The sequence below is a fragment of the Pseudomonas sp. 1152_12 genome (genome assembly GCF_052850675.1).
The window spans coordinates 503,972-530,106 of record NZ_VXCW01000003.1 but is presented as its reverse complement, the minus strand read 5'-3'; the positions used below and the strand labels follow the sequence as shown (position 1 = coordinate 530,106).

Below are 26,135 nucleotides of genomic sequence, written 5' to 3'. Positions count from 1 at the left end.
AAATAAGAGGCCGCACATTCCGAACAGCCCTGCATGTTAACGGATGGAAGGCGTGCGGCCCAACTTCGATACGATGGAACGCCCGCCGTTGTGTGGGTAGAGTGAAGAAAAACACAAAAGGGATCGCCTGATGTGCCTGATTGTTTTCGCCTGGCGGCCGGGCCATGCTCAACCGCTGATCGTCGCGGCCAACCGTGATGAGTTCTACGCCCGCCCCAGCCTGCCGCTGGCTCAGTGGCCGGATGCGCCGCAGGTCTACGCCGGACGCGACCAAGAAGCGGGCGGCACCTGGCTTGGGGTGAACGCCGACGGGCGGTTTGCCGCCCTGACCAATATCCGCAACCCGCACCAGCCGCCGGCTCGCAAGTCTCGCGGCGAGTTGGTTGCGCGCTTTATCAGCGGATCGCTACCAATAGACCACTATTTAGCCGACGTTAACGCCCGATCGATTGAATATGCCGGTTTTAACCTGTTGCTGGGCACGCGGGATGAGTTGTGGTACTACAACGCCAATCAGCCCGAGCCCACGCGGCTGGAAGCCGGGGTTTATGGGTTATCCAATGCCAGCCTGGACACGCCGTGGCCCAAATTGCTCAAAGCCAAGGCGGCGTTGAGCGACTTGTTGGAGAACCCGCAACCGGAAGCGCTGCTGGGGATTTTAAGCGACCCGCAGACGGCGCCGTTCGCTGACTTGCCGGACACCGGCGTGGGGTTGGCGACTGAGAGTTTGTTGTCGAGTGTATTTATTGCCAGCCCCAGTTATGGGACACGGGCGAGTACGGCGTTGATTGTGAATGCCGACGGGACGCGGCGGATGGTGGAGCGCAGTTTTGGGCCGCTGGGTGGCCAGCTGGGTGAAGTCGAACTCAACATTTAGCGGTGACTGGACTGGCGCCATCGCAGGCAAGCCAACCCCCACAGCGGAATACATTCCAAACTGTGGGAGCTGGCTTGCCTGCGATGGCCGCGCCTCGGTCTAGAGGGTTTTCGCCGAAGCCGGATTAATCATCCGCGTCAGCCCGAGGTTCTTCAGCGCCAATTGCAGCGAGCTGTGGATAACTTGCGGGTTGTCGATGGTCATCAGCTCGACCAGCAACTCCTTGGCCATGCTCAAGTTCACCTGGCGCAGCATCCACTTCACCTTCGGCAAGTTAGTGGCGTTCATCGACAGGCTGTCAAAGCCCATCGCCATCAACAGCACCGCCGCCGCCGGGTCGCCGGCCATCTCACCGCAGATGCTCACCGGCTTGCCTTCGGCATGCGCGTCGCGCACCACATGTTGCAGCGCTTGCAGCACCGCAGGGTGCAGGTAGTCGTAGAGGTCGGCCACCCGTGGGTTGTTGCGGTCCACGGCCAGCAGGTACTGGGTCAGGTCGTTGGAGCCGACCGAGAGGAAGTCCACCTGCCGTGCCAGCTCTTTAGCCTGGTACACCGCCGCCGGGATTTCGATCATTACGCCAATCGGCGGCATCGGTACGTCGGCGCCTTCATCACGGACTTCGCCCCAGGCACGGTGAATCAGGTGCAGCGCCTCTTCCAGCTCATGGGTTCCGGAAATCATCGGCAGCAGAATGCGCAGGTTGTTCAGACCTTCACTGGCCTTGAGCATGGCGCGGGTCTGTACGAGGAAAATTTCAGGGTGGTCGAGGGTGACGCGAATGCCGCGCCAGCCAAGGAAGGGGTTGTCTTCCTTGATCGGGAAATAGGACAGTGACTTATCGCCGCCGATGTCCAGGCTGCGCATCGTCACCGGTAACGGGTGGAAGGCGGACAGTTGCTCGCGATAAATCGCCAGCTGCTCCTTCTCACTCGGGAAGCGTTGGTTAATCATGAACGGCACTTCGGTGCGGTACAACCCGACCCCTTCGGCGCCGCGCTGTTGCGCGCGGGCCACATCGGCCAGCAGGCCGGTGTTGACCAGCAGCGGCACGCGGTGGCCGTCGAGAGTCACGCACGGCAGTTCGCGCAACGAATCCAGGCCCAGCGCCAGTTGTTTCTCTTCTTCCACAACCTCGGCGTATTGCTTGCGCATCAGCTCGCTAGGGTTGGTGAAGACTTCGCCACGGTGGCCATCGACGATCATGTCAATGCCGTCGACCTTCGAATACGGCAGGTCCACCAGGCCCATCACCGTCGGGATGCCCATGGCCCGGGCCAGGATCGCGACGTGGGAGTTGCCCGAACCCAGTACCGAGACCAGGCCCACCAGTTTGCCTTCCGGCACTTCGCCGAGCATGGTGGCGGTCAGCTCTTCGCTGATCAGGATGGTGTTGTCGGGGTAGACCAGGTTGGTGGTGCGGTCTTCCTGCAGGTAGGCCAGCAAACGGCGACCAAGGTCGCGTACGTCCGAGGCACGCTCACGCAGGTAGGCGTCGTCCATCAATTCGAAACGGTTGACGTGATCAGTGACCACTTGGCGCAACGCGCCTTGGGCCCACTGGCCGGTCTTGATCACGGTTTTGACTTCGTTACCCAGTGACGCGTCGTCGAGCATCATCTGGTACACGTCGAACAGCGCACGCTCTTCAGGCCGCAACTGGGTGGCCAGCTTGGTCGACAGGTTACGCATGTCGGCGCGCACGCCTTCGAGGGCGGTCTTGAACAGTTTGATTTCAGCGTCGATATCGTTGACGGTCTTGTCCGGCACTACATCGAGGTCGGCCGGTGGCAGCATGACCACCGCCGTACCCACCGCAGCACCAGGCGAACCCGGCACGCCGACGAACTTGGCCTCCTGGATACCCTTGCCCTGGCGGCCCAGGCCGCGAATCGAACCCGTCGCCTCGGCATGGGCAATAACCCCGGCAAGCTGCGCGCTCATGGTCACGAGGAAGGCTTCTTCGCCTTCATCGAACTGGCGGCGCTCTTTTTGCTGGATGACCAACACGCCGACAACGCGGCGGTGGTGAATGATCGGTGCGCCGAGGAACGAGGCGTAGCGCTCTTCGCCGGTTTCGGCAAAGTAGCGGTATCGCGGGTGATCAGCCGCGTTTTCAAGGTTCAGGGGTTCTTCACGCGTCCCCACCAGGCCCACCAGACCTTCATTGGGCGCCATGCTGACCTTGCCGATGGAGCGCTTGTTCAGGCCCTCGGTGGCCATCAGCACAAAACGGTTGGTCTCGGGGTCCAGCAGGTAAACCGAGCAGACCTGACTGCCCATGGCTTCCTTGACGCGCAACACAATAATCCCCAACGCCGCCTTGAGATCCTTGGCGGAGTTAACTTCCTGGACGATCTTGCGCAGCGTATTGAGCATGGCTCGGGGTCGAACTCCGTCGTCAGTCGCGCGCTAAAAGGCGCGGGGCAAGTTCTTTGAGAGCGCGACGATAAACCTCGCGCTTGAATGTCACCACCTGGCCCAACGGATACCAATAACTGACCCAGCGCCAGCCATCGAACTCCGGTTTACCGGTCAAATCCATCCGCACCCGCTGCTCGTTGGAGATCAGGCGCAAAAGAAACCACTTCTGCTTCTGGCCGATGCACAGCGGTTGGCTGTGGGTACGCACCAAGCGTTGCGGCAAACGATAGCGCAACCAGCCGCGTGTACAGGCCAGAATTTGCACATCGTCACGCTCAAGGCCGACTTCTTCGTTCAACTCACGGTACAAGGCGTCTTCAGGGGTTTCGTCGGGGTTGATTCCGCCTTGAGGAAACTGCCAGGCATCTTGGTTGATTCGGCGAGCCCATAGCACCTGTCCGGCATCATTCGTAAGAATAATCCCGACATTAGGACGGAAACCATCGGGGTCGATCACGGCAACAACCTCGCAAACGCATGTCACCGCATTGTTCCACAAACGTTGTTCCAGCGGCAACGAGGCTTCTTACCTTATGTGCACTCTTGTGAAAAGACCGTATTCTGGACGCCTTTTTACAGACTTTTCAGCGAGTAACCGCAATGCGCCTGGCTTTATTCGACTTGGACAACACACTTCTGGGCGGTGACAGCGACCACGCCTGGGGCGATTACCTCTGCGAACGCGGGATCCTTGACCCAGTGGCCTACAAGGCCCGCAACGACGAGTTTTACCAGGACTACCTGGCAGGCAAGCTGGATAACGCCGCGTACCTGAACTTTTGCCTGGAAATCCTCGGCCGCACCGAGATAGCCCAGCTTAACGCGTGGCACAACGACTACATGCGCGACTGCATCGAGCCGATCATGCTGCCGCAGGCGGTAGAGTTACTGGCCAAGCACCGCGCTGCCGGCGACAAGCTGGTAATCATCACCGCGACCAACCGCTTCGTCACCGCGCCGATTGCCGCACGCCTGGGCGTTGAAACCCTGATCGCGACCGAATGCGAGATGGAAAATGGCCGCTACACCGGGCGCAGCACTGATGTGCCGTGCTTTCGCGAGGGCAAGGTGACGCGCTTGAACCGTTGGCTGGAAGAAACCGGGCACAGCCTGGCAGACAGCTACTTCTACAGCGACTCGATGAATGACTTGCCGTTGCTGGAGCAGGTGACCCACCCGGTGGCGGTGGACCCGGACCCGAATCTTCGGGCTGAGGCCCAGAAGCGTGGCTGGCCGGTGATTAGCCTGCGCGGCTGATAACGCCTTCGCGAGCAAGCCCGCTCCCACATTGTGACCGCGCTCCCTCTGAAGGAACCGACTCGAATGTGGGAGCGGGCTTGCTCGCGAATGAAGTCGACTCGGTCCCAAGCCTTACATCGGCTTAGCCACCATCAAATAGAAAATCGCCATAAACGCCATAAACGCCGGCCAGCCCAAGCCAAACCACCAGCGCATATAGGTCGCCGCCTTGATCGGCATCGCCGTGCGGTCGCGCACCGCCTGCTCCGCCATCTTGTGCACACGAATCTGCAACCACACCACCGGCAGCCAGCAAACCCCCGCCAGGCAATACAGGCCGACGGTCCACTGCAGCCAGCTTTGCTGCATCGACCAACCCGCCAAGTGCATCAAGCCGATCCCGCTCAAGGGCTGGAACACCGCCGTGGTCGCGGTAAACGCCCAGTCGGCGAACACCAGGTGCTTGAAGGTCATCGCGATCACTTCAACATTGCCACTGCGCCAGGCGCGCAAGGCGTAGTAGGCCGAGCCCGCGCCCAGTCCGAACAGGATGGTCGATGAGAGGATATGCAGGGTTTTCAGTAGCAGGTAAGCGCTCATTGCCGGGGCTCAGTCAAAAAAGGTTCAGTCCATAGAAGCCATACTGTCGCCACCATCAGCACCAGGTTCTTGGCGACGCCAGCATAAGGGTCAAACCAGTAATGGGGCAGAACCAAGCTGATAAACACGGTGTAGCCGGCCATCAGCAGCAATTGCAGGATCAGGGCCTGCCTGCGCCAACGCGTCACCAGTAACCCTAAACCCAACAATGCATCGCAGACCGAGCCGCCGATCACGGCCAGTGTCGCCCACGTGCCGTGCACGCCCGCCTCGGCCATGATGCGCAGGCCCCAGCCGTAACCCGGGCCGAGGCAAACGGCTGCGGTGCCCAGCCAGATCAGCACCATCACCGCCAGCATCACTGGGCGCAGCGTGCGCTGGCTACTGATGGCTGCGTTCGGCCAATCGTGCAGGCGCGAGGCCAGCGGCGCGGCGCTATAACCACAGACCGAGGCCAGCACTTCGGGGTCGGCCACATTGTCCTGTTGCGCCAGCGCGATGCTTTGTCGATTCAAAGCCCGCCAGCCGAGTCGATCACCCAACCAACCTCCCAACCTTAACAGCGGCGCTTGCACGTAGCGGCCCGCCTTCCAACCTTGAGCCGCACGCAGGTGGTCAATGACACGGGACAACCGCATCGGCTCGGGGCCAACCAACGGCAGCACCATTGATTCGGCAGGCCATTGGCGCAACAGGGCTAGCACCGCACCGGCCACGTCGTCGATATGCACAGGCTGCACCTGGGCCTTGAGGTCGAGCAGCGGAATCAGCGGCCAAGGCGAAAGCCCGGCCAGCCACGCACTGCTGGTGCCGCCCGCGCCCACCACCAATGAAGGGCGCAGCACTACGCAACGTATGCCCAACCCAAGCAGATAATCATCCGCCAAGCCTTTGCTGGCCAGGAACGCCAGGTCGGAATGCGCCGAAGCGCCCAAGGCGGAAATCTGCAACACCCGCACGCCACGCTGGGCGGCCAGATCAAACAACACGCGAGCGCCCTGATCCTGAACCCGGCTCAACTCAGCCGCATCCACGCTGAGCAGGCCCGCCGCATTGATCAATACATCAACCGATTCAGGAAAGCTAAAGTGCTCGGGCTCGACAGCCAGGCGGCCCAGGTCCAGCGAACGCCACTCAAGCCCCGGCCAATTTAGCCTTGGAGGCGTTCGAGAGGTCGCGATCACGCAGTGCCCAGCGAGCTGCAAGTCGCGCAACAGATGGCGGCCCACAAACCCTGTGGCACCGACCAGAAGGACGTTCATGAAGCTCCTTTAGACCGGCTTGGCGCCCATCAACCCGGCAATCGCCACAAACCCCACCAGGCTGACCACGGCCAGTGCCAGGGTGAAATTCAGGCTGCCACCGCCGCCCAGACGCAGACGGTTGAGGCGCGCCACCAGCCAGAACCAGGCCAGCGCCGCCACGGTGTAGAGGATACTGGAGCCCAGAATCCAGGTTTGCCCCAGCGGCCAGCCGACCAAATGCACCAGCCACCAGCCGGTAAACGGCATGCTGAGCATGCACACGCCCATCAGCAACCACACGAACGCCCACGGGCGTTGCACGGTAACCGCAGGGCCGGCGCTGCGCTTGCGCCAGGCCAGTACCGCCAGCCCAACGCCGCTGAGCAGCAGCAACACGGTGGCGGTGATGTGGATAACCTTGAGGGTGGTCAGCGTTTCCATGGTCTTGATTCCTTATAGGCCGCTCAGTCAGCGTAGTCGCTCAACCGAGGAACAGCTGATACGCCGGGTTTTCGCTTTCATCCCAGTACGGATAGCCGATTTGCTCCAATGCAGCCGGCACCAGGTGGCGCTCGTCCGCCGGCACTTGCAGGCCAGCGACCACACGGCCGTCGGCCGCGCCGTGGTTGCGATAGTGGAACATCGAGATGTTCCAGCGCCCGCCTAATTTGTTAAGAAAGTTGAACAGCGCGCCCGGACGCTCGGGGAATTCGAAGCGGAACACCACCTCGTCGCTGACTTTGGCTGCATGGCCGCCAACCATGTGGCGAATGTGCAACTTGGCCAGCTCGTTTTCGGTCAGGTCCAGCACCGGGAAACCCTGGCTTGTGAGGCTGGCGATCAGCGCGCTGCGTGGGTCGTTTTCAGGGTGCGTCTGCACGCCGACGAAGATGTGCGCCTCACGCCCGGAGTGGTAGCGGTAGTTAAATTCGGTGATCTGGCGCTTGCCGACGGCTTCGCAGAACGCCTTGAAGCTACCCGGTTGCTCGGGGATGGTCACGGCAATGATGGCTTCGCGGCCTTCACCCAGTTCCGCGCGCTCGGCCACATGGCGCAGACGGTCGAAGTTGACGTTGGCGCCGGAGTCGATGGCCACCAGGGTTTGCCCTGTGATGCCACGGGTCTCCACATACTTCTTGATCCCCGCCACACCCAATGCGCCCGCCGGCTCGGTGATCGAGCGGGTGTCGTCGTAGATGTCCTTGATCGCCGCACAGATTTCATCGGTGCTGACGGTGATCACTTCGTCCACATAGTCTTTGCAGATGTCGAACGTGTGCTGGCCGATCTGTGCCACCGCCACGCCATCGGCAAAAATGCCGACGGTCGGCAGTACCACGCGCTCGCCCGCTGCCATGGCGGCTTGCAAGCAATTGGAGTCGTCCGGCTCGACGCCGATGATCTTGATCTCAGGGCGCAGGTATTTCACGTAAGCCGCGATACCGGCGATCAACCCACCACCGCCCACCGGTACGAAAATCGCGTCCAAAGGCCCAGGGTGCTGGCGCAGGATCTCCATCGCCACGGTGCCCTGCCCGGCAATGGTGTGCGGATCATCGTAGGGGTGGATGTAGACGTAGCCTTTTTCGTCGACCAGTTTCAGCGAGTAGGCCAGGGCCTCCGGGAAGGAATCTCCGTGCAGCACCACTTTGCCTCCACGTGAGCGCACGCCTTCGACCTTGATTTCCGGGGTGGTCTTGGGCATCACGATAGTGGCCTTGACACCCAGCACCTTGGCCGCCAGCGCCAGGCCTTGGGCATGGTTGCCGGCAGATGCGGTGACCACGCCGCGCGCGCGCTCTTCGGCGCTTAGCTGGGTCAGCTTGTTGTAGGCGCCGCGAATCTTGAACGAGAACACCGGCTGCAAGTCTTCGCGCTTGAGCCAGACGTTGTTGCCCAGACGCTCGGAAAGCTGGCGAGCGGTCTGCAATGGGGTTTCTACGGCAACGTCATAAACGCGCGAGGTGAGGATCTTTTTGACGTACTGTTCGAGCATCGGAAAGCATCACTGAGCGGGCTGGGCAGGGCCAAGGAGTCTAACCCAGCGTTTAGCCGGGCGACCACACGAATCCCGAGGTTTTGTTAGGTTATACTCGCCGCCCTCGATAACCCCCCGCCCGTTCCGGAGCCCGCATGACCCAGGATCAACTCAAACAGGCAGTGGCCCAGGCCGCCGTCGATTTAATCCTTCCTAAACTCGACGACAAAAGCATCGTCGGCGTCGGCACCGGCTCCACCGCCAACTGCTTTATCGATGCATTGGCCCGGCACAAGGGCGCGTTTGACGGCGCCGTGGCCAGCTCCGAAGCCACCGCCGCGCGCCTCAAGGGTCATGGCATTGCGGTGTACGAGCTCAATACCGTGAGCGACCTGGAGTTCTACGTTGATGGCGCCGATGAAAGCGACGAACACCTGAACCTGATCAAAGGTGGCGGCGCAGCGCTGACCCGCGAAAAGATCGTCGCCGCCGTGGCCAAGACCTTCATCTGCATCGCCGACGCCAGCAAGCTGGTGCCGGTACTCGGCGCGTTCCCACTGCCGGTGGAGGTGATCCCGATGGCCCGCAGCCACGTGGCCCGCGAGCTGGTGAAACTGGGCGGCGACCCGGTGTACCGCGAAGGCGTGTTGACCGACAACGGCAATATCATCATCGACGTGTTCAACATGCAGATCACCAACCCGGTTGAGCTGGAAACCCAGATCAACGCGATTGTCGGCGTGGTGACCAATGGCTTGTTCGCGGCGCGTCCGGCGGATGTGCTGCTGCTGGGTACTTCTGAAGGCGTGAAAACCCTTAAAGCCTAAAGCTCAGCGCTAATTTCCTGTGGAGACAGGGCTTGTGTGGGAGCGGGCTTGCCCGCTCCCACATTTTGATTTGTGCTCGACTCGGACTCCATGTAACAAAACCGCTACTTTTCGCAGCATCCCCGCCCAAAACCGTGCGCCACGTCACGGCATCCCACGCCTTTATTAGTATCAAATCCGTTACAAATTACAGCCAGGCGACCCAGGCGTTTAACAATGCGCCACTTCGCGCTCGCCCATGGAATGAGGCGCGCATTGTGCAAAGGGTCTGAGCTGGAAAACTTCAATCACCTCAAGGAAGACCTTGTGATAAAGCCCCTCGCCCTCGCGATCAGCGTGGTCGGCAGCCTGGTGTCGGCGCAAACCCAGGCCTACGATTACGGCCAGCACGCCAATATCACCCTGGAAAAGCTGATCAACGATTACCCTGGCCGGTATCGCGGCACCGCCAATTTCGCAGGCGCCGCGGATTGGATGCAAAGTCAGATGGGTTCGGCCTACAGCCTCAGTCGCCAGAACTTCACCTGGAACAACGGCAGTCGCGCCTCGCAAAACGTGGTGGCCTACGCCGCCGGCACCAAACCGCAGTACGTGGTGATTGGCGCGCATTTCGACACCTACTTCGGCCGCCCGACCCTACAAGGCCTCGACGACAATGGCTCCGGCGCCAGCGTGCTGACTGAGGTGGCAAAAAACCTCAGCGGCCTGCAGTTGGAAAACGGCCTGCAAATCGTCGGCTTTGGCGCCGAAGAAGAAGGCCTGCGCGGCTCCAAGGCGTTTGTCGACTCACTCAGCGCCAGCCAACGCGCAAATATGCTGGCGATGATTAACCTCGACAGCCTGATCACCGGCGACATGATGTACGCCCACGCCGGCCAGAACAGCACTGCCAACCCCGCCCTGGCGTCATTGCGCGAGCACACGTTCCAGATCGCCAAGGAGTTGAACATTCCGCTGTTCACCAACCCAGGCTTGGACCCGCAATACCCCAAGGGCACCGGCTGCTGCAGCGATGGCGAGCCTTTCGAGCCGTTGAATATTCCGCTTCTGTATATAGAGGCCACTAACTGGGAGCTGGGTGACCTGGACGGCTACACCCAGACCAACAACTCGAAAATCCCCGGCGGCTCCACCTGGCACGACCCGGCAGAAGACAACAAAGCCGTGCTCACCGACGCCTTCGGCCAAGCGCGTATCGACCAGCGCCTGCGCGATTATTCGCGCCTGCTCAGCCGTTTGGTACTGGAGCTGACCAACGCCGACCTGATGGCCTCGACTGCCTCCGGCGGCGCCGTTGCGCGCAATATGCAGGACAACCTGCAGCGCCAGCACCAAGCCATGGTGCACCTGCATGACCGCCGCTGGCTGACCTTGCAAGCCGCCAGCCGCGAAGTGGGCAGCTTTGACGGCGAGATCGGCGTGGACGGCGAATACAGCCCGGACAACGGCTTCGACAGCCCGCTCAATCCCGAGGCGCGGCGCCTGGGCCTGCATGCACTGGGTGACTTTCAGCTCACTTCCAGCCTGAACATCGGCGCCAGCCTAAGCTACCTCAATGGTCGCGACAAACTTGAGCATCGCGGCAAACTGGACAGCGACACCTGGCAGGCGGCCGCCTACGCTTTGCTCCACGACGGCGGGCCAAGCTGGCTCGCCGGTGACGTGAGCGTCGGGCACACGCGCTTTGAGTCCAAGCGCAACCTGCTGATCCAGGCCAACGGCGGCCCGATCCTGCTCAACCAGCACCTGAGCGGCAATACCGACGCCCTGTCCTTGGGCGCGCGGGTGCTCGGCGGCTATGACTTCGACTTTGGCGCGATCAAAAGTGGACCATTTGCCGGCCTGGACTACAGCCATTACCGCATCGATAAATTCCGCGAGAAACAGAATTTGCGCACGGCGCTTGAGTACGAAGAGCAAGCCTTCGATTCCCTGGAAGCCAGCCTCGGTTGGCGCGTGCGCGGTACGGTCGCCCTGCCCTACGGCATGAGCCTCCTGCCTTACGGCGACATCGCCTGGGTTAAGGAGCTGGCGGATGGTCGCCTGGATGACCTCGATCTAACCGCCCGCGCCGATGGCCAGGCGCGTACCGCCAAACTGGGCTCAATGGACAAAAGCTTTGGCCGCGCGCAAATCGGCAGCCAGTTGGCGATCACCCCGCAGCTGGGTGTCTACGCCGAGGTAAACAGCCGCCTGGGGCATGCCGAGGGAAGCCAGACCGGCTATTCGTTGGGCGTACAATGGATGTTTTGATCAGGGCTTTTTGAACACGTAAAACAGGTTCGGCTCGCTGACCAGGTACAAGCTGCCTTCGTCGTCCATGGCGATACCTTCGGCCTGTGGCACACGTTTTTGCAGACCATGGCGCCCGTTGAGCAGAGAAAGGCTGCTTAACGGGCGACCGTCGATGTCCAACTCCAGCACCAGAAACGACTCATCCGACAGCGCCAGCAAATGCCCACTGCGCTCGTTGTATTGCAGGCTCGACAGGTCGCGCACAAACAGCCCGGCATCGCGCTTGGGGTTGTTGATCACGTGCACCGAATAGGTTTTTTCCGGTTTGAAATGCGGAAAACCATGCACCTCGTAGATCAACATCGGGTCGCGCTCCTTGGCCACAAACAGACGCTTACCTACCGAGTCGTACGCCAGGCCCTCAAAACCCTTGTTGCCACCCATGTGCACACCCAAAGTCATCTGCTCCGCGTCGGCGGCGTCGAGGAACTGGGTATCGTCGTTCACATGCACCTTGATCAGCCGCTGCTGGGCCTCATCACTGATTACATAAATGTTGTCGCTGATGAACTCCACTGCCTCCGCATCGCCAAAGCCCACCAGCGCAATGCGCCGCAGGATCTTGCCGTCCAGGGACAGCTCGACCAGCTCGGCGTTTTTATTGGTGACGGTAAACAGGCTTTTGCGCACCGGGTCGTAGGTGAGGGCCGACACGTCATCGTCGAGGCCTTCGATCACTTTGGCTTCCAGGCTGACACGGTAATCGGCCAGGCCGATGGAGCGCTCATTGGCGGGTTGGCGCCAGGCCTGCCAATTGAACCACGCGCGCTCGAACAATCGAAATTGCTGTGCAATCACCCCGCCAGCGACCAGGGCGATCAGCAACACCAATAAAAACGCGGGTTTGGGACGGGCAAGTCGACGCATCAGGCAGGCTCAAAGTCAAAAAGTGGCGAATGAATATCACGCCTGTCTGAATTTAAACTTAAACGCTGCCTGATGGGTGGCGAATGCCGCTATTAGCGCGGTACCCGACGTAATCGTGGGTTATTTCTGCTTCTCGAAACGGTAGAACAGGTTCGGTTCACTGACCATGTACAACGTGCCGTCCTCATCCATGGTCACGCCTTCGGCACGTGGAATGGTGTGCTTGAGGCCGTTGAAGCCGCCAAGCAGGGTCATGAAGCTGACTTGCTCGCCCTTTTCGTCCAGCTCCAGCAACAGGTGAGAGTCGGCCGACAGCACTAGCAAGTGCCCGGTACGCGGGTCGACGGCCAGGGCTGAAAGGTTGCGCATATCCAACTCGGTGCTGGCGAGTTTTTGCTTGTCGCCGGTCAGCGTGGCGCCATCGCTTTTCCAGGTAAACAGCGCGGGAGGGCGCTCTTCGCCAAGCACGATTTGCTGGTTGCGCTTGTCCCAGGTGACACCTTCAAAGGCTTTGTTCTGGTCTTTGGACGGGCCCAGGTCGTAGGTCTTGAAGTCAGCGAGGTTCAGCTGTTGGGTGCTGGCATAGACGTTCACCACGGTGAGCGTGTGCATGCGCTCATCGACAATGGCCATCAAGCCATTTTCCATCACCGTCACGCCTTCCGGGTTGTTCCAGCCAATGAGTGGCATCTTGCGCAGCACGTCGCCTTGCAGGCTCAACTCAACCAGGAACGGGTTCTTGCCCATCACGGAAAACAGGGTTTTGGTCTGCGGGTTGTAGGCCAGGTCCGAAGCCTCGTCCTTCTCCATGCCGGGCAGCAACTTGCCGTCGATGACCGCGCGATAGTCCGGCAGCCACACACTGGCTTGTTGTTCAGCCGGCGTATCAAAGCGCTCCGCCAACCACAGCACACCACGATCATCCCAATGCATAAGCCAGGCAACGCCATACACAATCGCCCCGGCCAGGAACAACCAGGAATACCAGCGCAGGGCAAAACGTGAACGGGGCTTGGGTGTAGCGGTGGGCAAGGTCACGGCCATTGAGCGCTTTTCCGGAAAGTCAGCGTTAGGTGATAGCACAGGATCAACGGGCCCGCGCGCAGGAGGCTGAAATTATCCGGACGGCGTGTGAAAAAAATGCAAAAGCCTCCGATTCTGCTGATGTACGCAATCAAATGTGGGAGCGGGCTTGCTCCCACATTTTTGACCGCGTTTGGCCTGGTTCTTAGCGAACGCTGCTTTCGAAGCGGCTCACGCCCGCCAACTCCAACACCAGCTCATCCCCCACACTCAACGGCCCCACACCGGCCGGGGTGCCGGTGAGGATCACGTCGCCAGCCTGCAGCGAGAAGCAGCCGGCCATGTGCTGGATCATCGGGATGATCGGGTTGAGCATCTGCGCGCTATTGCCGTCCTGGCGCACTTCGCCGTTGATACTCAGGCGAATGCCGATGTCGGTCACGTCCGCAAAGGTGCTGCTCACCACAAACGGTGCAATCACCGCGGCGCCGTCAAACGACTTGGCGATTTCCCACGGCAGGCCCTTGGCTTTCAGCTCGGCCTGTTTGTCACGCAGGGTCAGGTCCAGGGCCGGGGCGAAGCCGGAGATGGCGTCCAGCACTTCTTCACGGCTGGGTTTGGCGGACAAGGGTTTGCCGATCAATACCGCGATTTCGGCTTCGTAGTGCACCGAACCGCGCTCAGTCGGGATGGCAAAGCCGCCTTCCAGTGCCACCACACAACTGCCCGGCTTGATGAACAGCAAGGGCTCGGTCGGTACCGGGTTGTCCAGTTCCTTGGCATGTTCGGCGTAGTTACGCCCGATGCACACCACTTTACCCAGGGGGAAGTGGATGTTGGTGCCGTCGACGTACTTATGCTGGTAGCTCATGAAACGACTCCTTCAGGGCGATTAAACAGCGAAGATCTTGCCAGGGTTCATGATCCCGTTAGGGTCGAACACCGCTTTCACTGCCTTCATGTATTCGATTTCAACCGGTGAGCGGCTGTAGGTCAGGTAATCGCGCTTGGTCATGCCCACGCCGTGTTCGGCAGAGATCGAGCCGTTGTACTTCTCGACGGTCTCGAACACCCACTTGTTCACGGTGGCGCACTTGGCGAAGAACTCGTCCTTGCTCAGGTTTTCTGGCTTGAGGATGTTCAGGTGCAGGTTGCCGTCGCCGATGTGGCCGAACCAGACGATTTCGAAGTCCGGGTAGTGTTCGCCGACGATCGCGTCGATTTCCTTCAAGAACGCCGGCACTTTGGAAACAGTCACCGAAATATCGTTCTTGTATGGGGTCCAGTGGGAGATAGTCTCGGAGATGTACTCGCGCAGCTTCCACAGGTTGTGCAGTTGGGTTTCGCTCTGGCTCATCACGCCGTCCAGCACCCAGCCCTGCTCAACGCAGTGCTCGAAGGTTTCCAGGGCGTGGTTGGCGACTTCTTCGGTGGTGGCTTCGAATTCCAGCAGTGCGTAGAACGGGCACTCGGTTTCGAACGGTGCCGGTACATCGCCACGGCCCATGACTTTGGCCAGGGCTTTGTCAGAGAAGAATTCGAAGGCGGTCAGGTCCAGCTTGCTCTGGAACGCGTGCAGCACCGGCATGATCGAGTCGAAGTCCGTGGTACCAAGCACCATGGCGGTGAGGTTTTTCGGCGCACGGTCGAGGCGCATGGTGGCTTCCACCACAAAACCCAACGTACCTTCGGCACCGATAAACAGCTGGCGCATGTCGTAACCGGTGGCGTTCTTGATCAGGTCGCGGTTCAGCTCCAGTACGTCACCTTTGCCGGTGACGACTTTCATGCCGGCGACCCAGTTGCGGGTCATGCCGTAGCGAATCACTTTGATCCCGCCGGCATTGGTGCCGATGTTGCCGCCAATCTGGCTCGAACCCGACGAAGCAAAGTCCACCGGGTAGTACAGGCCTTTTTCCTCGGCGACGTTCTGCAATTGCTGGGTGACCACGCCCGGCTGGCACCTGGCGGTGCGGTCGGTGAGGTTCACGTCGAGGATCTGGTTCATGTAGTCGAACGACACCACCACCTCGCCATTGGCCGCAACGGCAGCAGCCGACAAGCCGGTACGACCACCGGATGGCACCAGCGCCACCTTGTGTTCATTGGCCCAACGGACGATGGCTTGCACCTGTTCGATGGTCTTGGGAAAGACGATGGCAGACGGTGCAGGTGCGAAGTGCTTGGTCCAATCCTTGCCGTAAGCCTCCAGGGAGTCTGCATCGGTCAGCACTTTGCCGGGCTCAACCAGGGTCTTTAGCTCATCAATCAGGGCAGGATGGGTCATCGACAGAACTCTCGAACAATTCATGGTCATCCTGAGAACGCTTCACGTCGCAGGAATAGGTGTTTAGCGGGGCGCGTATGCTAGCATACCGCCCCCGCAGGACAGAGCCCAAGGGCGTTTCTGCGGTGACGGCTTTCCTGCCGTCCGGGTCAGCTCTTGTGCACTGATTCAAGGCACTAACTGCTCGATTCCCTGCCATTTTTCTCCGGGATACAGGTTTACGCAGATGAGCAAGACTTCTCTCGATAAGAGCAAGATCAAGTTCCTTCTTCTGGAAGGCGTCCACCCATCGGCTGTCGACGTACTGAAAGCCGCTGGGTACTCCAGCATTGAGTACATCACCAGTTCTCTGCCGGAAGCCCAGTTAAAGGAAAAGATCGCCGACGCGCACTTTATCGGCATTCGCTCCCGCACTCAGTTGACCGAAGAGATCTTCGACCACGCCAAGAAGTTGGTGGCTGTCGGCTGTTTCTGCATCGGCACCAACCAGGTCGACCTCAACGCTGCGCGCGAACGCGGCATCGCGGTGTTCAACGCACCGTACTCCAACACCCGTTCCGTTGCGGAGCTGGTATTGGCCGAGGCCATCCTGTTGCTGCGCGGCATCCCTGAGAAGAACGCTTCCTGCCACCGTGGCGGCTGGATCAAAAGCGCGGCCAACTCCTTCGAAATCCGCGGTAAGAAGCTGGGTATCGTCGGTTACGGCTCGATCGGCACACAGTTGTCGGTGCTGGCCGAAGGTCTGGGCATGCAGGTGTTCTTCTACGACACCCTGACCAAACTGCCGCTGGGCAACGCCACTCAGGTGTCGAGCCTGACCGAGCTGCTGGGTATGTCCGACATCGTCACCCTGCACGTTCCGGAAACCGCTGAGACCCAGTGGATGATCGGCGAGAAGGAAATCCGCGCGATCAAGAAAGGCGGCATCCTGATCAATGCTGCACGCGGCACCGTGGTAGAACTGGACGCCCTGGCTGACGCGATCAAGGACAAGCACCTGATCGGCGCCGCCATCGACGTGTTCCCGGTAGAGCCACGCTCTAACGACGACATCTTCGAAAGCCCGCTGCGCGGCTTGGACAACGTGATCCTGACCCCGCACATCGGCGGTTCCACCGCTGAAGCCCAAGCCAACATCGGCCTGGAAGTGTCGGAGAAGCTGGTCAAGTACAGCGACAACGGCACCTCGGTGTCTTCCGTCAACTTCCCCGAAGTGGCGCTGCCGGCTCACCCTGGCAAGCACCGCCTGCTGCACATCCACCAGAACATCCCTGGCGTGATGATGGAGATCAACAAGGTCTTCGCGGAAAACGGCATCAACATCTCCGGTCAGTTCCTGCAGACCAACGAGAAAGTCGGCTACGTGGTGATCGACGTTGACGCCGAGTACTCGGACCTGGCGCAAGAGAAGCTGCAACACATCAACGGCACGATTCGTAGCCGCGTGTTGTTCTAAGGCTTTAAACGCTGCATAAAAAATGGGAGACCCGCAGGGGTCTCCCATTTTTTTGTCTGAACAAATCTTACTTGACGGTAACCGTGATCACTTTCGAGGCTACAGTCGGGTTGAACTGCATGTGCAGCTTGTCGCCAGCTACCAGTTGCAAGGTGTGCTTGCCGGGGGTGAGGGTCAGCTCGGTTTCGGTCTGGGCCTTACCGTAGTGAATCACGGTGTCGGTGGCCGGAATCGGCACGCTGGCGTCAGGCAGTTCTTTTTGGTCGATCAGCAGGTGGTGGTGGCCAGTGCCTGGATCCTGATTAGTGGCCGGGGCCAGTTTGAGACCTTCCATGCCGAATTTGACGGTGAAGGTTTTATCGACGGTGGCGCCGTCTTTTGGCGACACGATAAATACTTTGGCGCCTTCAGGTGGCGCACTGCGCGGGATACCATCAGCAGCAGAGACCAACATCGAAGCACCCAGCAACACGCTGGCCAGGGTGGCACGGGACAATAAGGCTTTCATTCGCTTCTCCAGTTTTTCGAGGAATTCTGTTGGGTAATGACAACTTCGCGACAAATTGCTGTCCAAGGCACTCAACACCATAGCAAAGCGACGCTGAACGGCGCCTCGCACATTAAAACTCTAGGAGCGACCATGCGCTTTTCGCTTGGCCTTGTACTTTTGCTTCCTCTTCTGAGCCCTTTGGCTCATGCCGAACTGATCGATGATGTGTTTGATCGCGGCGAGCTGCGCATCGCCCTGGAAGCCAACACACCGCCGTTCAATTTCAAGGACGGCGACAAGCTAACCGGCTTTGAAGTGGAGCTGGGTGAACAACTGGCCAAGGAAATGGACGTACGCCCCTCGTTTATCACCACCGACGACGCGGACATGCTGTCAGGCGTTGAATCCGGCAAATACGACGTGGCCATCAACCATATCGCTATGACTGCCGAGCTGCAGCATCGGTTCGATTTCAGTGAGCCCTATAAGAAAACACCTGAGCTGGCGATTCCGTTCCAAAAGGGCAACCCGGCGTTTAAAAGTAGCTTGGACAAGGCGTTGCAGCACGTGAAGGCCGATGGGCGCTTGAAGGCACTGACGCAGAAGTGGTTTGTAGGCGACACACCGGCCGTGAAGACACAATAAATCAGCTGTGGGAGGGGGCAGGCCCCTCCCACATTTTGATCTAGGTAAGGCTTGAGAGCTGGGCTAGGGCAGCCGCCGCTTCAGGCAATTCAAGCTCGCTGAACACCAACACCCCATGGCGCTTGAGCAGCGCCGCCGTCACCCCTTCGCCGCTCACCTTTACGCCGGTGAAGGTGCCGTCATAGGTCAGCAGGTTGCCGCACGAAGGGCTATTGGCCTTGAGGATGGCGACACGGATGGCGTGCCGTTGCACCAACGCCAGCGCGTGGCGGGCGCCATCGAGAAAAGCGGCACTGAAGTCTTCGCCTTCGGCCGTCAGCACTTGGGCGCGGCCTTCCCACACATCGATGCCTTGCCCGCCCGGAATCTCGGCGCAGGGGCGAGGCGTCGGCAAACCACCCGACACTTCCGGGCAGATCGCAACCACACGACCTTCAGCCTGCCACGCTGCCAACTGGGCGAACGGACCGCTGGCACCACCGTCGTAACGCACCTTGTGCCCGAGCAGGCAGCGGCTGATCAGAATCTTTTCCATACTTAAAACGGCTCGTTACCCCGCCGGCGAAACCAGCCGGTCAGGGACAGGCGTTCACGCGTAGCGGGAAGGACTTCGTGGGGCACCTCGCCGGACAGGAACACCACCAGGCTGCCGCCGGTGGGCACCACATCGTACTCCACGCCGTCTTTGAGGTACATGCGCAACTGGCCACCATGCTCAGGCAGCCAAGCGTCATTCAAGTAAACCACCGCCGAGACCATACGCCGGTCGTCGTCGCGAAAACGGTCCACATGCTTGAGGTAAAACGCACCCGGTGGATACATCGCGAAGTGGCTTTCGAAATCCTCCAGGCCCAGGAAGAGGCCGCGATTCATCACCTGGCGCAGGCTGTCCATCACGCCCATGTAGGTCTCGCAGACCGCCGCATCACCCTCTTCCAGCCACTGGATATGGTCACCGCGAATACCCTCGCGAATCTCCTGGGCCGGGCCGCGTCCTACGGCTGCTGGTGCCAATTCGCCCTCAGCCGCACGTTTGCGGCACTCAGCCGCCAGTTCCAGGGTCAGAGCCTGGGGCAGGAAGCCGTTCTGCTGCGACCAACCTTTTTCGGCCAGGTCGTCGACAATGCGCTGCAGCAGGGGATGATCGAGGGGTATTTGCATGGCGCGCATAGTATCCATACGCCTGTGAATCCGACAGAGCCGCCGAGCGTCTGAATACACTTTAGTCAGGTGACCGATAGGATTTCTCGACAAATCCTACGCCCGACACGGACAATAGTGGCCGACTGACAGGAGTCCATATGCGTCGTTTGTTTTTTTCCATGCTGATGTTCTGCGTTTTGCCCGCGTGGGCAGACGGCTATGACCCGTTGTACAAGGTCGCCGGCTGGGCCGAACAACGTGCGCATTTCAATGACGCCCTCAGTGCCGCCCAGCAACGCTACCGCAATAGCCTGCCGCCAGCGGTGTACCAGGCGTTGGTGGACAACAGCAATAAACGCTTTGCCGCCCAGGCCATGGACCAGCGTGCCGAAGCGCAGTTGCGCAAAAACCTGCCGGACCCGAAACCCGCCCTGGCGTTTTTCCAGTCGCCGCTGGGCCGCAAGATTGTCGCGGCCGAGTTGCTGGCTACCCGGCGCGACCAGTTGGCAAAAAATGCCAAAGGCCTGCCGCACATCGAAGCCGACGCGACCCGCAGCTTGATCATCGGCCACTTGGCACAGGCGTTGCCCGCCCGTGAAGCCGGCGCGGAGGTCAGCCTGGCAATTGCCGGCGTCGCGGCCGACAGCTTGAGCCAGATGATTCCCGGCCTGTTGGGCGGTGGACAGGCCCAAGGCATGCTCAATGGTCAGCGCGAGCGTTTAATGCAACAGATCGGCAACGACCTGAATAACACGCTGCTGTACGTCTATCGGGATTTGTCCGACCCGGAGCTGGAAGAATTCGCCACGTTTGCGGAGTCGCCGCAAGGTAGGGCGTATTACAAGGCAGCTCTTGCAGCCATTCGCGCGGGTCTTGCCGTTGGTCAAAGCACTTCCAGCCTGGCGCAGTAACCAATGTGGGAGCGGGCTTGCTCGCGAATGCGGTGTGTCAGCCGCTGTATTAGTTGACTGACGGGCCGCTTTCGCGAGCAAGCCCGCTCCCACATTTGGTCCGTGTTACTTCAGATGGTCCGTCAAATACCGGAAGTATTCCTGGCGAATCTCGGGAATTTCATTCGCCAAGTGATGCCTGCCCCGCGGCAGCATCAGCACTTCGGGCCGATCGAACTTGCTGCGCAGCACCTGCAGGTTGTGCTGCCAATCCACCGTCATGTCTTCCTCGCCCTGCACGATCACCGGCCGCCGTGGGCTGCGCGGTGCGGCTTCGATACGCTTGATCCAGCGCGCCAGCGCACCCACCCAGGCGGTAGGCAGTTGGCGTGGCTGAAGGGGATCAGCTTCCAGGAACGGCTTGAATTTGGGGTCGTTGGTGTTCTCGCTGAACCGCCGCGCAATGCCTTTGACGAACGGTCGCAGCAGGTAGTAGCTGACCTGCGACCAGCCCCAGGCACGTGGCCGCACCAACGGTGACAGCAGGAACGTCTTGCCCTGCGCCGGGCTGTCGGCGCCGTGATTGAGCAAATGGTCCACCACCACCGCGCCACCGGTACTTTGCCCGAACAGGTGCCAGGGTTGCGGCAGTTGCAGCGCCTTCGCCTGCACAAACAGCGCCTGTACCACGTGCTGATACACCGCAAAATCATCGATGCTGGCACGTGCGCCACTGGACAGGCCATGGCCCGGCAAATCGCAGGCAATCACCACGCAGCTCTGGTCCAGCGCCCAGTTCACCACGTTACGGTACAGGCCCATGTGGTCGTAGAAACCGTGAAACATGAACAGCGTCGCCACCGGCATTGGCGGCCACCACACTTGGGCGACCACCTGGAAGCCATCCACCTCAAAGCGCCCCAAACGGCTCACCGCCGGTACTTTGCGCGCGGCCAGGTCCAGCCCGTAGAAACGCTGGTAGACCCGCGCCTCGGCGCTGAGCGGTTGCGCATCCACAAGGGGTCGCAAGCTTTCGCGCAGATGATCGGGGTCAAAGCTGACAGGCATAAAGGGTTCCAGACTAACCGTGAAGATGAATATCGAGCGGTGATATTCATCTGTCAGGGCAAGCATGGCAAGCTACGCGACCTTCGAGGATTGATCTGAATGCGACAGCCCTACCGCTCCACCTTGTTCGCCAGCGTGATAGTGATCATCTGCGCCGGCGTGCTGTGGGCGGCGTATGACTGGTTCCAGAGTCGCTACCTGCGCGCATTCAGTGAACATACTGCGGTGTTTTCCGGCGACGCCCTGCGCCTGCCCGCCGAACTTGCTGGCCCAGGCCCGATCCGCTTGGTGCATTTCTGGGACCCGGCCTGCCCGTGCAACGTCGGCAACCAGCAGCATCTGGGCGAGCTGATTGAGCGCTACGCGCCCCAGGGCGTTGAATTCTATGCCCTGCAAAAAGCAGGCAGCCACGGCCAACTGCCCGATAACCTGCGCAAGATGAAAACCCTTAATACCCTGTTCGGTGCCGACCACGTGCCGGCGACTCCGGCTGTCGGGATTTGGGACCGCACGGGCAAACTTGCGTATTTCGGGCCGTACAGCGAAGGGCTCACGTGCAACTCCAGCAACAGTTTTATCGAGCCGATCCTGCAAGCCCTTGAGGCCGGGCGCGAGGTCGATGCCACCCATACGCTGGCGGTGGGCTGTTACTGCGCATGGAGCAAGGCGTCAAACTGAACACAGGCTGTTCAAAGGACAAACTCCAATCATCCGGCCAACCGGCTGCTGTATCGTACGCTTTCGGTAAGATTGTAAGCATAGGAATACATGAGCCAGTTAACCATCATCCTCTGGATGCTCAACGTGATCGTTGATACGTCCGGCCAGTTGGCGTTCAAAGCCGCCGCCTCGGCCAGCGCCGAACATGACGGACTGGCCCACTGGAAACACATGCTCAAGCGTCCGTGGATCTGGCTGGGCGTGATCTGCTACGTCTTCGAATTCGTCTTATGGCTGGCGTTTCTCACGCTCGTGCCGTTGTCAGTCGGCGTGATGCTGGGCTCCATCAACATTGTGGTGATCATGATTGCCGGGCGTTTCCTGTTCAAAGAAAGCCTGAGCAAATGGCGCTTGATCGGCATCATGCTGATCGCCTGTGGTGTGACTGTCGTAGGGTTTGAATGATGAAACGCTTTTATATCCTGGGTTTCCTGGCGCTGATCATTTTCGACACCTTGGCGCAGGTTAGTTTCAAATTCGCCTCGGTGCATGCTGAGCCTCTGACCATGGATGCTGCGTGGCTGGTCCGGGTGTTTGGCGCACCGTGGATCTACGGCGCCTTTGTCGGCTATATCGGCGCCTTCTTCACCTGGATGACGCTGCTCAAATACGCGCCGGTGGGCCCGGCCTTTGCGGCCTCTCACCTGGAGCTGATCAGCGTGACGCTGATCTCTGTGTGGCTGTTCGATGACACCTTGACCCTGCCAAAAGTCATCGGTGGCGCGCTGATTATTGCGGGCATTCTCTGCTTGGCGCGTAGCGAAGATAAAGAGAGCAAACAGGTCGAGGTCGAGCCGTCGCAGGCCCCGGCGTCATGACACGCCCGTGGGAAATTCCGCCGACCGCAGGGCTCCCTTTGCGTTGGCGGGATCTGTTCGGTTGCTCTGCAGACCTGGCCGATTCGCTCGCCCGCCAATTCTCGATCCCACGGCCAGCGCTGCCTTGCTCCGGCACCGCTGCGCTGATCATCGCCTTGCGCACCTTGCAGCAGCGCATGCCCGGCCGCACCCGGCTCATCGTGCCGGCCTACACCTGCCCCTTGGTGGCATTGGCCGCCCATTACTGCCCACCGTTGCGGGTGGTGCCCTGTGATTTGCAGCCCAACAGCATTGACCTGGATGAACGGCAGCTGGCGCAGCTGTGCGACGACAGCACGCTGGCGGTGGTGGTCACGCATCTGGCCGGGCGCGTGGCGGATGTCGATACAGCCAAACGCATTGCTGGCGCAGTCGGCGCGGCGATCATTGAAGACGCGGCGCAAGCCATGGGCGCACTCGACGATGGCAACAGCGTCGGGCTAAAGGGCGATGTGGGTTTTTTCAGCCTGGCACTCGGCAAAGGCCTGACGACGGCGGAAGGCGGCGTGCTGTTCAGTCGCGACCCTGTCTTGCACCAGGCGCTGCACCGACAATGCCAACAGGACCTGCCTTTCAACCTGCGCAGGGAACTGCAGCGCAGCGCCGAACTGTGGGGTTACGCCCTGGCCTATCAGCCGCGTGGCTTGTATTACGTGTATGGCAAAGGGCTGAGGGCCGCGTTGGCGCAAGGCGATACAGTGGCCGCAGTGGGCGACGACTTTTCAGTCAGCGACATCCCGCTGCACCGCCTCGGCGGCTATCGCCAGCAGGTCGGCGCCGCCGCGCTGGCTCGCCTGCCGGATTACTTGCAGCAAGGCCGCACCCGCGCATTACGCCGTGCGGCACGCTTAAATGCTTTACCCGGCGTCTCAGTCATCATGGACAGGCCAGGGCAACAAGGTACCTGGCCCTTTCTGCTGGTGGTGATGCCGTCCGCACAAGCGCGTGATGCGGCAATGGCACCGTTGTGGACGTCAGGGCTGGGCGTGACTCGCCTGTTTATCCACACATTGCCGGGCTATCCCGACGTGATCCCGCTGTTGCAGCCTGGCGGCGATATCACCCAAGCCCAGGCATTCGCCACCCGCACGCTGTCGATCAGCAACAGCCACTGGCTGACGGATGAGCGCTTCGAACAGGTACTGGCCCAGCTCAAGGTTATTGTCGCCAACCCTGATTGATACGGGCCACCAAGCGGCTGTTCAGCTCATTCTGCTGCTGTTGCCAGATCTGTACCTGCGCCGCAGGCAGTTCTTCCTGACCATCGGATGCACTCAACCAGCGCTTAAACTTGCTTTCATAGTGATAGGCCGACACATCGCCGGTGATGTCCGCGCCGATAATCCGGCCCTGACAGGCACTGATCAAGTCGTTCAAATGCTGTTCCAGAAACTCGCCCTGGTCCCAGTTGGTGTTGACCACCTCCGGGCTCAGCACATCTTTGTCGATGGACACGTACACCGGCAATGAACGATCAAATTGCGCCAGGAACGCCCCCATCAAATCATCCGGGTTACTGAAGGCGCGATTGCTGCGACCCGCACCGACCCAGTTCATCCAGCGCGTGTCGACGTTGACGTTCCAATAGGTCAGCTTGCGCTTGAGCAGCGGCGACCAATGATTCTCCCAGGCGTGGCCCAGGCCGATATCCTGCGAACCAATGCCGAGCACATGCACATGCTCGACCTGCGGCAAGCGGCTGGCCCAGTAAACCCATGAGCCGCAGTGGATGCCGAATGGGTAGCGCATGTTGTCCGGATGGTTGTCGCAGATGATCAGCTGGAATTTCTGCTGCGCCGGCAGGCGGTTCAACAACAGCTGGCTGAGGTGGTGATAATCGCCACTGCCGGTAAACACACAGCCGTAATCGCCGGGCATCTGTGCATGCAGGGCGGTTTCCAACTCTTTGAACTGCGCCCAACGGCAACCGAAGCGGATTTTTTCCTGCCAGTCCTGCAGCGGCAACGTCAGCGCGCCGGGAATGTCGCTGACGGCGCCATCAAAGTCGAGGATCAGCGGCGGTCGATCCTGGCTCATGAAGTGTGCTCCTGTTGCCACTGAGCATCGCTTTCAAAGTGATGGCGGAATCGATTGCCCAGTTTGCGCAACAGCGGGTTGCGTACCCACACCAGATGGCGGGTGAAGGTAAAGTCGGCGCCGAGGCTGGCCTTGACCTGCGGGTCGGTCCAGCCGGCCACGTAAAACTTCAGGTCGTTGGCCACCGCGTACTCCAGGTTTACAAACCAACTGACAAAGTACAGGTTGAACTCCAGCGCCAACGGGTAATTCAGACCGATGTACTTGTCGAGCAGCTTGTCGCCCTCCACGTAGCACAGGTTGTAGCCAATCAGCTCGTCGCAGTGCCAGTAGCAGAATACGCGCCCATTGCTGGTGGCATCCTTGAGCAAGCCACTGAAAAATTCAGGCGTGAGCAGGTCGAAATGGATCTCGCTCTGGTCATACACCGCCCTGTACAGGCCGTACAACTGCGCCAGCCAGGCTTCATCATTGAAGCGCGCATCGCCGGTGTTCAGGACGTCCACGCGAAGCGCCTCACGACTGCGCAGCTTGCGTCGGATGTTACGGCGACGGCTGTGGGACAAGCGCGCCAGGTACTCGTCAACCGTGCTGAAGTTGATCGGTACATACGCCAGCGCCTGGCCTTCCAGGCTGATAAAGCCGCGCCGAGTGCACGCCTCGATCAAGTCGTGGGCGTAGCGATTGTCCGCATCGCTGAGCAGCGGCGAGTCGCACGGCACGTCTTTGATGACCGTGAGCTTGCGCTGCGGTGTACATTCATAGTGCAGCCACTGGGCGAGGTCCTGAGGCGAAACGCCTTGAGGGAACGGCGAGTATTCGCTGACCGTGGTGCCGACAAAGCAGCTGTCGACACGCAGCCAGGAATGCCAGAAACGGTACCCTGGCCAGCCACGGACACGTTTCTCGAACGCATCGTCTGCGGTGGTCAACAAGTCGAATGGCGTGAAGAAGTACGGCAAGCCCTGATCTGACAGCCGGGCGTCAAAACCCACCGGCGGATGCTGCAGAAAGCGCCTGATCAGCGATTGCGCTTCCAGGCAGCACGTATAGGCAACCTCGCGGTCGCTGGAGTTCGGCATAGGTTGCATGGCGCCAGTCATAAAAAAAAGCTCAAAGATGACAGCTGGGATGATAGCCCCTAAGGCGTGCTGCGCACTTGAACCTC

27 protein-coding genes are annotated in these 26,135 nt (G+C 60.3%); 11 read left to right on the top strand and 16 right to left on the bottom strand.

Features of this window, described 5'->3' with window-relative positions; genetic code table 11:
- The first annotated feature begins 130 nt into the window (after positions 1–130).
- Positions 131–877 (top strand): NRDE family protein, encoded by a 747-nt coding sequence (locus tag FW764_RS07840; protein ID WP_446433434.1) that lies wholly within the window; start codon positions 131–133, stop codon positions 875–877.
- A 99-nt stretch (positions 878–976) separates the two neighbouring features.
- On the opposite strand, the gene ptsP is transcribed toward FW764_RS07840, so the two are convergent.
- Positions 977–3,256 (bottom strand): phosphoenolpyruvate--protein phosphotransferase, encoded by a 2,280-nt coding sequence (ptsP, locus tag FW764_RS07835; protein ID WP_446433433.1) that lies wholly within the window; start codon positions 3,254–3,256, stop codon positions 977–979.
- Between the two features lie 22 nt (positions 3,257–3,278).
- A complete protein-coding gene (locus tag FW764_RS07830) occupies positions 3,279–3,758 on the bottom strand; it encodes an RNA pyrophosphohydrolase (RefSeq protein ID WP_446433432.1) in 480 nt (159 codons plus the stop codon).
- Positions 3,759–3,901: 143 nt separating this feature from the next.
- On the opposite strand from FW764_RS07830, the gene FW764_RS07825 reads away from it, so the two are divergent.
- Positions 3,902–4,558, top strand: coding sequence for a histidinol-phosphatase (locus FW764_RS07825; protein WP_446433431.1), 657 nt, complete (start codon positions 3,902–3,904; stop codon positions 4,556–4,558).
- A 114-nt stretch (positions 4,559–4,672) separates the two neighbouring features.
- Here the strand turns inward: FW764_RS07825 and FW764_RS07820 are convergent, their stop codons facing one another.
- The 4 genes from FW764_RS07820 to ilvA are packed head-to-tail and all read right to left on the bottom strand — an operon-like array spanning position 4,673 to position 8,380.
- Positions 4,673–5,140, bottom strand: coding sequence for a DUF2269 family protein (locus tag FW764_RS07820; protein ID WP_446433430.1), 468 nt, complete (start codon positions 5,138–5,140; stop codon positions 4,673–4,675).
- Positions 5,137–6,402 carry an SDR family oxidoreductase gene (locus FW764_RS07815; RefSeq protein WP_446433429.1) on the bottom strand — a complete coding sequence of 422 codons (1,266 nt, stop codon included), beginning with the start codon at positions 6,400–6,402 and terminating at the stop codon, positions 5,137–5,139. The genes FW764_RS07820 and FW764_RS07815 overlap by 4 nt, the downstream gene beginning before the upstream one ends.
- A gap of 9 nt (positions 6,403–6,411) precedes the next feature.
- Positions 6,412–6,825 carry a DUF2269 family protein gene (locus FW764_RS07810; RefSeq protein ID WP_446433428.1) on the bottom strand — a complete coding sequence of 138 codons (414 nt, stop codon included), beginning with the start codon at positions 6,823–6,825 and terminating at the stop codon, positions 6,412–6,414.
- Positions 6,826–6,865: 40 nt separating this feature from the next.
- Positions 6,866–8,380 carry a threonine ammonia-lyase, biosynthetic gene (gene ilvA / locus FW764_RS07805; RefSeq protein WP_446433427.1) on the bottom strand — a complete coding sequence of 505 codons (1,515 nt, stop codon included), beginning with the start codon at positions 8,378–8,380 and terminating at the stop codon, positions 6,866–6,868.
- Between the two features lie 137 nt (positions 8,381–8,517).
- Here ilvA and rpiA point away from each other — a divergent pair, with 137 nt between their 5' ends.
- A complete protein-coding gene (gene rpiA / locus FW764_RS07800) occupies positions 8,518–9,189 on the top strand; it encodes a ribose-5-phosphate isomerase RpiA (protein ID WP_446433426.1) in 672 nt (223 codons plus the stop codon).
- Between the two features lie 306 nt (positions 9,190–9,495).
- Entirely contained in the window at positions 9,496–11,442 is a 1,947-nt protein-coding gene (locus tag FW764_RS07795; protein WP_446433425.1) for an autotransporter domain-containing protein, read from the top strand.
- On the opposite strand, the gene FW764_RS07790 is transcribed toward FW764_RS07795, so the two are convergent.
- From FW764_RS07790 to FW764_RS07775, 4 genes are all read right to left on the bottom strand, one after another.
- On the bottom strand, positions 11,443–12,351 hold the full coding sequence (locus tag FW764_RS07790) for an SdiA-regulated domain-containing protein (protein WP_446433424.1): 909 nt from the start codon (positions 12,349–12,351) through the stop codon (positions 11,443–11,445).
- A 120-nt stretch (positions 12,352–12,471) separates the two neighbouring features.
- Positions 12,472–13,395, bottom strand: a complete 924-nt coding sequence (locus tag FW764_RS07785; protein WP_446433423.1) for an SdiA-regulated domain-containing protein — start codon at positions 13,393–13,395, stop codon at positions 12,472–12,474.
- Between the two features lie 184 nt (positions 13,396–13,579).
- Positions 13,580–14,245 (bottom strand): fumarylacetoacetate hydrolase family protein, encoded by a 666-nt coding sequence (locus tag FW764_RS07780; protein WP_446433422.1) that lies wholly within the window; start codon positions 14,243–14,245, stop codon positions 13,580–13,582.
- Between the two features lie 21 nt (positions 14,246–14,266).
- Positions 14,267–15,661, bottom strand: coding sequence for an FAD-binding oxidoreductase (locus FW764_RS07775; RefSeq protein WP_446433421.1), 1,395 nt, complete (start codon positions 15,659–15,661; stop codon positions 14,267–14,269).
- Between the two features lie 226 nt (positions 15,662–15,887).
- Here FW764_RS07775 and serA point away from each other — a divergent pair, with 226 nt between their 5' ends.
- Entirely contained in the window at positions 15,888–17,117 is a 1,230-nt protein-coding gene (serA, locus tag FW764_RS07770; RefSeq protein WP_010167810.1) for a phosphoglycerate dehydrogenase, read from the top strand.
- A 67-nt stretch (positions 17,118–17,184) separates the two neighbouring features.
- On the opposite strand, the gene FW764_RS07765 is transcribed toward serA, so the two are convergent.
- On the bottom strand, positions 17,185–17,625 hold the full coding sequence (locus FW764_RS07765) for a DUF4399 domain-containing protein (RefSeq protein ID WP_446433420.1): 441 nt from the start codon (positions 17,623–17,625) through the stop codon (positions 17,185–17,187).
- A 132-nt stretch (positions 17,626–17,757) separates the two neighbouring features.
- Here FW764_RS07765 and FW764_RS07760 point away from each other — a divergent pair, with 132 nt between their 5' ends.
- Positions 17,758–18,252: a transporter substrate-binding domain-containing protein gene (locus tag FW764_RS07760; protein ID WP_446433419.1), complete on the top strand. Its 495-nt coding sequence runs from the start codon at positions 17,758–17,760 to the stop codon at positions 18,250–18,252.
- 40 nt (positions 18,253–18,292) lie between these two features.
- On the opposite strand, the gene FW764_RS07755 is transcribed toward FW764_RS07760, so the two are convergent.
- Both FW764_RS07755 and FW764_RS07750 read right to left on the bottom strand, forming a co-directional pair.
- A complete protein-coding gene (locus FW764_RS07755) occupies positions 18,293–18,787 on the bottom strand; it encodes a DUF523 domain-containing protein (RefSeq protein WP_446433418.1) in 495 nt (164 codons plus the stop codon).
- Between the two features lie 2 nt (positions 18,788–18,789).
- The gene (locus tag FW764_RS07750) at positions 18,790–19,422 is read right to left on the bottom strand and encodes a 2OG-Fe(II) oxygenase (protein ID WP_446433462.1); all 633 of its coding nucleotides are present in this window, start codon (positions 19,420–19,422) and stop codon (positions 18,790–18,792) included.
- Positions 19,423–19,553: 131 nt separating this feature from the next.
- Here FW764_RS07750 and FW764_RS07745 point away from each other — a divergent pair, with 131 nt between their 5' ends.
- A complete protein-coding gene (locus tag FW764_RS07745) occupies positions 19,554–20,306 on the top strand; it encodes a DUF2059 domain-containing protein (RefSeq protein ID WP_446433417.1) in 753 nt (250 codons plus the stop codon).
- Positions 20,307–20,411: 105 nt separating this feature from the next.
- Here FW764_RS07745 and FW764_RS07740 read toward each other — a convergent pair whose 3' ends face one another.
- On the bottom strand, positions 20,412–21,353 hold the full coding sequence (locus FW764_RS07740) for an alpha/beta hydrolase (protein ID WP_446433416.1): 942 nt from the start codon (positions 21,351–21,353) through the stop codon (positions 20,412–20,414).
- A 99-nt stretch (positions 21,354–21,452) separates the two neighbouring features.
- Here FW764_RS07740 and FW764_RS07735 point away from each other — a divergent pair, with 99 nt between their 5' ends.
- From FW764_RS07735 to FW764_RS07720, 4 genes are all read left to right on the top strand, one after another.
- Entirely contained in the window at positions 21,453–22,031 is a 579-nt protein-coding gene (locus tag FW764_RS07735) for a DUF6436 domain-containing protein (protein WP_446433415.1), read from the top strand.
- A gap of 90 nt (positions 22,032–22,121) precedes the next feature.
- Positions 22,122–22,478, top strand: coding sequence for an EamA family transporter (locus FW764_RS07730; protein WP_026013873.1), 357 nt, complete (start codon positions 22,122–22,124; stop codon positions 22,476–22,478).
- Positions 22,478–22,891: a DMT family transporter gene (locus FW764_RS07725; RefSeq protein ID WP_446433414.1), complete on the top strand. Its 414-nt coding sequence runs from the start codon at positions 22,478–22,480 to the stop codon at positions 22,889–22,891. The genes FW764_RS07730 and FW764_RS07725 overlap by 1 nt, the downstream gene beginning before the upstream one ends.
- Positions 22,888–24,111: a DegT/DnrJ/EryC1/StrS family aminotransferase gene (locus tag FW764_RS07720; RefSeq protein WP_446433413.1), complete on the top strand. Its 1,224-nt coding sequence runs from the start codon at positions 22,888–22,890 to the stop codon at positions 24,109–24,111. Before FW764_RS07725 ends, FW764_RS07720 begins: the two co-directional genes overlap by 4 nt.
- On the opposite strand, the gene FW764_RS07715 is transcribed toward FW764_RS07720, so the two are convergent.
- Positions 24,089–24,967 (bottom strand): hypothetical protein, encoded by an 879-nt coding sequence (locus tag FW764_RS07715; protein ID WP_446433412.1) that lies wholly within the window; start codon positions 24,965–24,967, stop codon positions 24,089–24,091. The genes FW764_RS07720 and FW764_RS07715 overlap by 23 nt on opposite strands.
- Positions 24,964–26,070 carry a GNAT family N-acetyltransferase gene (locus FW764_RS07710; protein WP_446433411.1) on the bottom strand — a complete coding sequence of 369 codons (1,107 nt, stop codon included), beginning with the start codon at positions 26,068–26,070 and terminating at the stop codon, positions 24,964–24,966. Before FW764_RS07710 ends, FW764_RS07715 begins: the two co-directional genes overlap by 4 nt.
- Between the last annotated feature and the right edge of the window lie 65 nt (positions 26,071–26,135).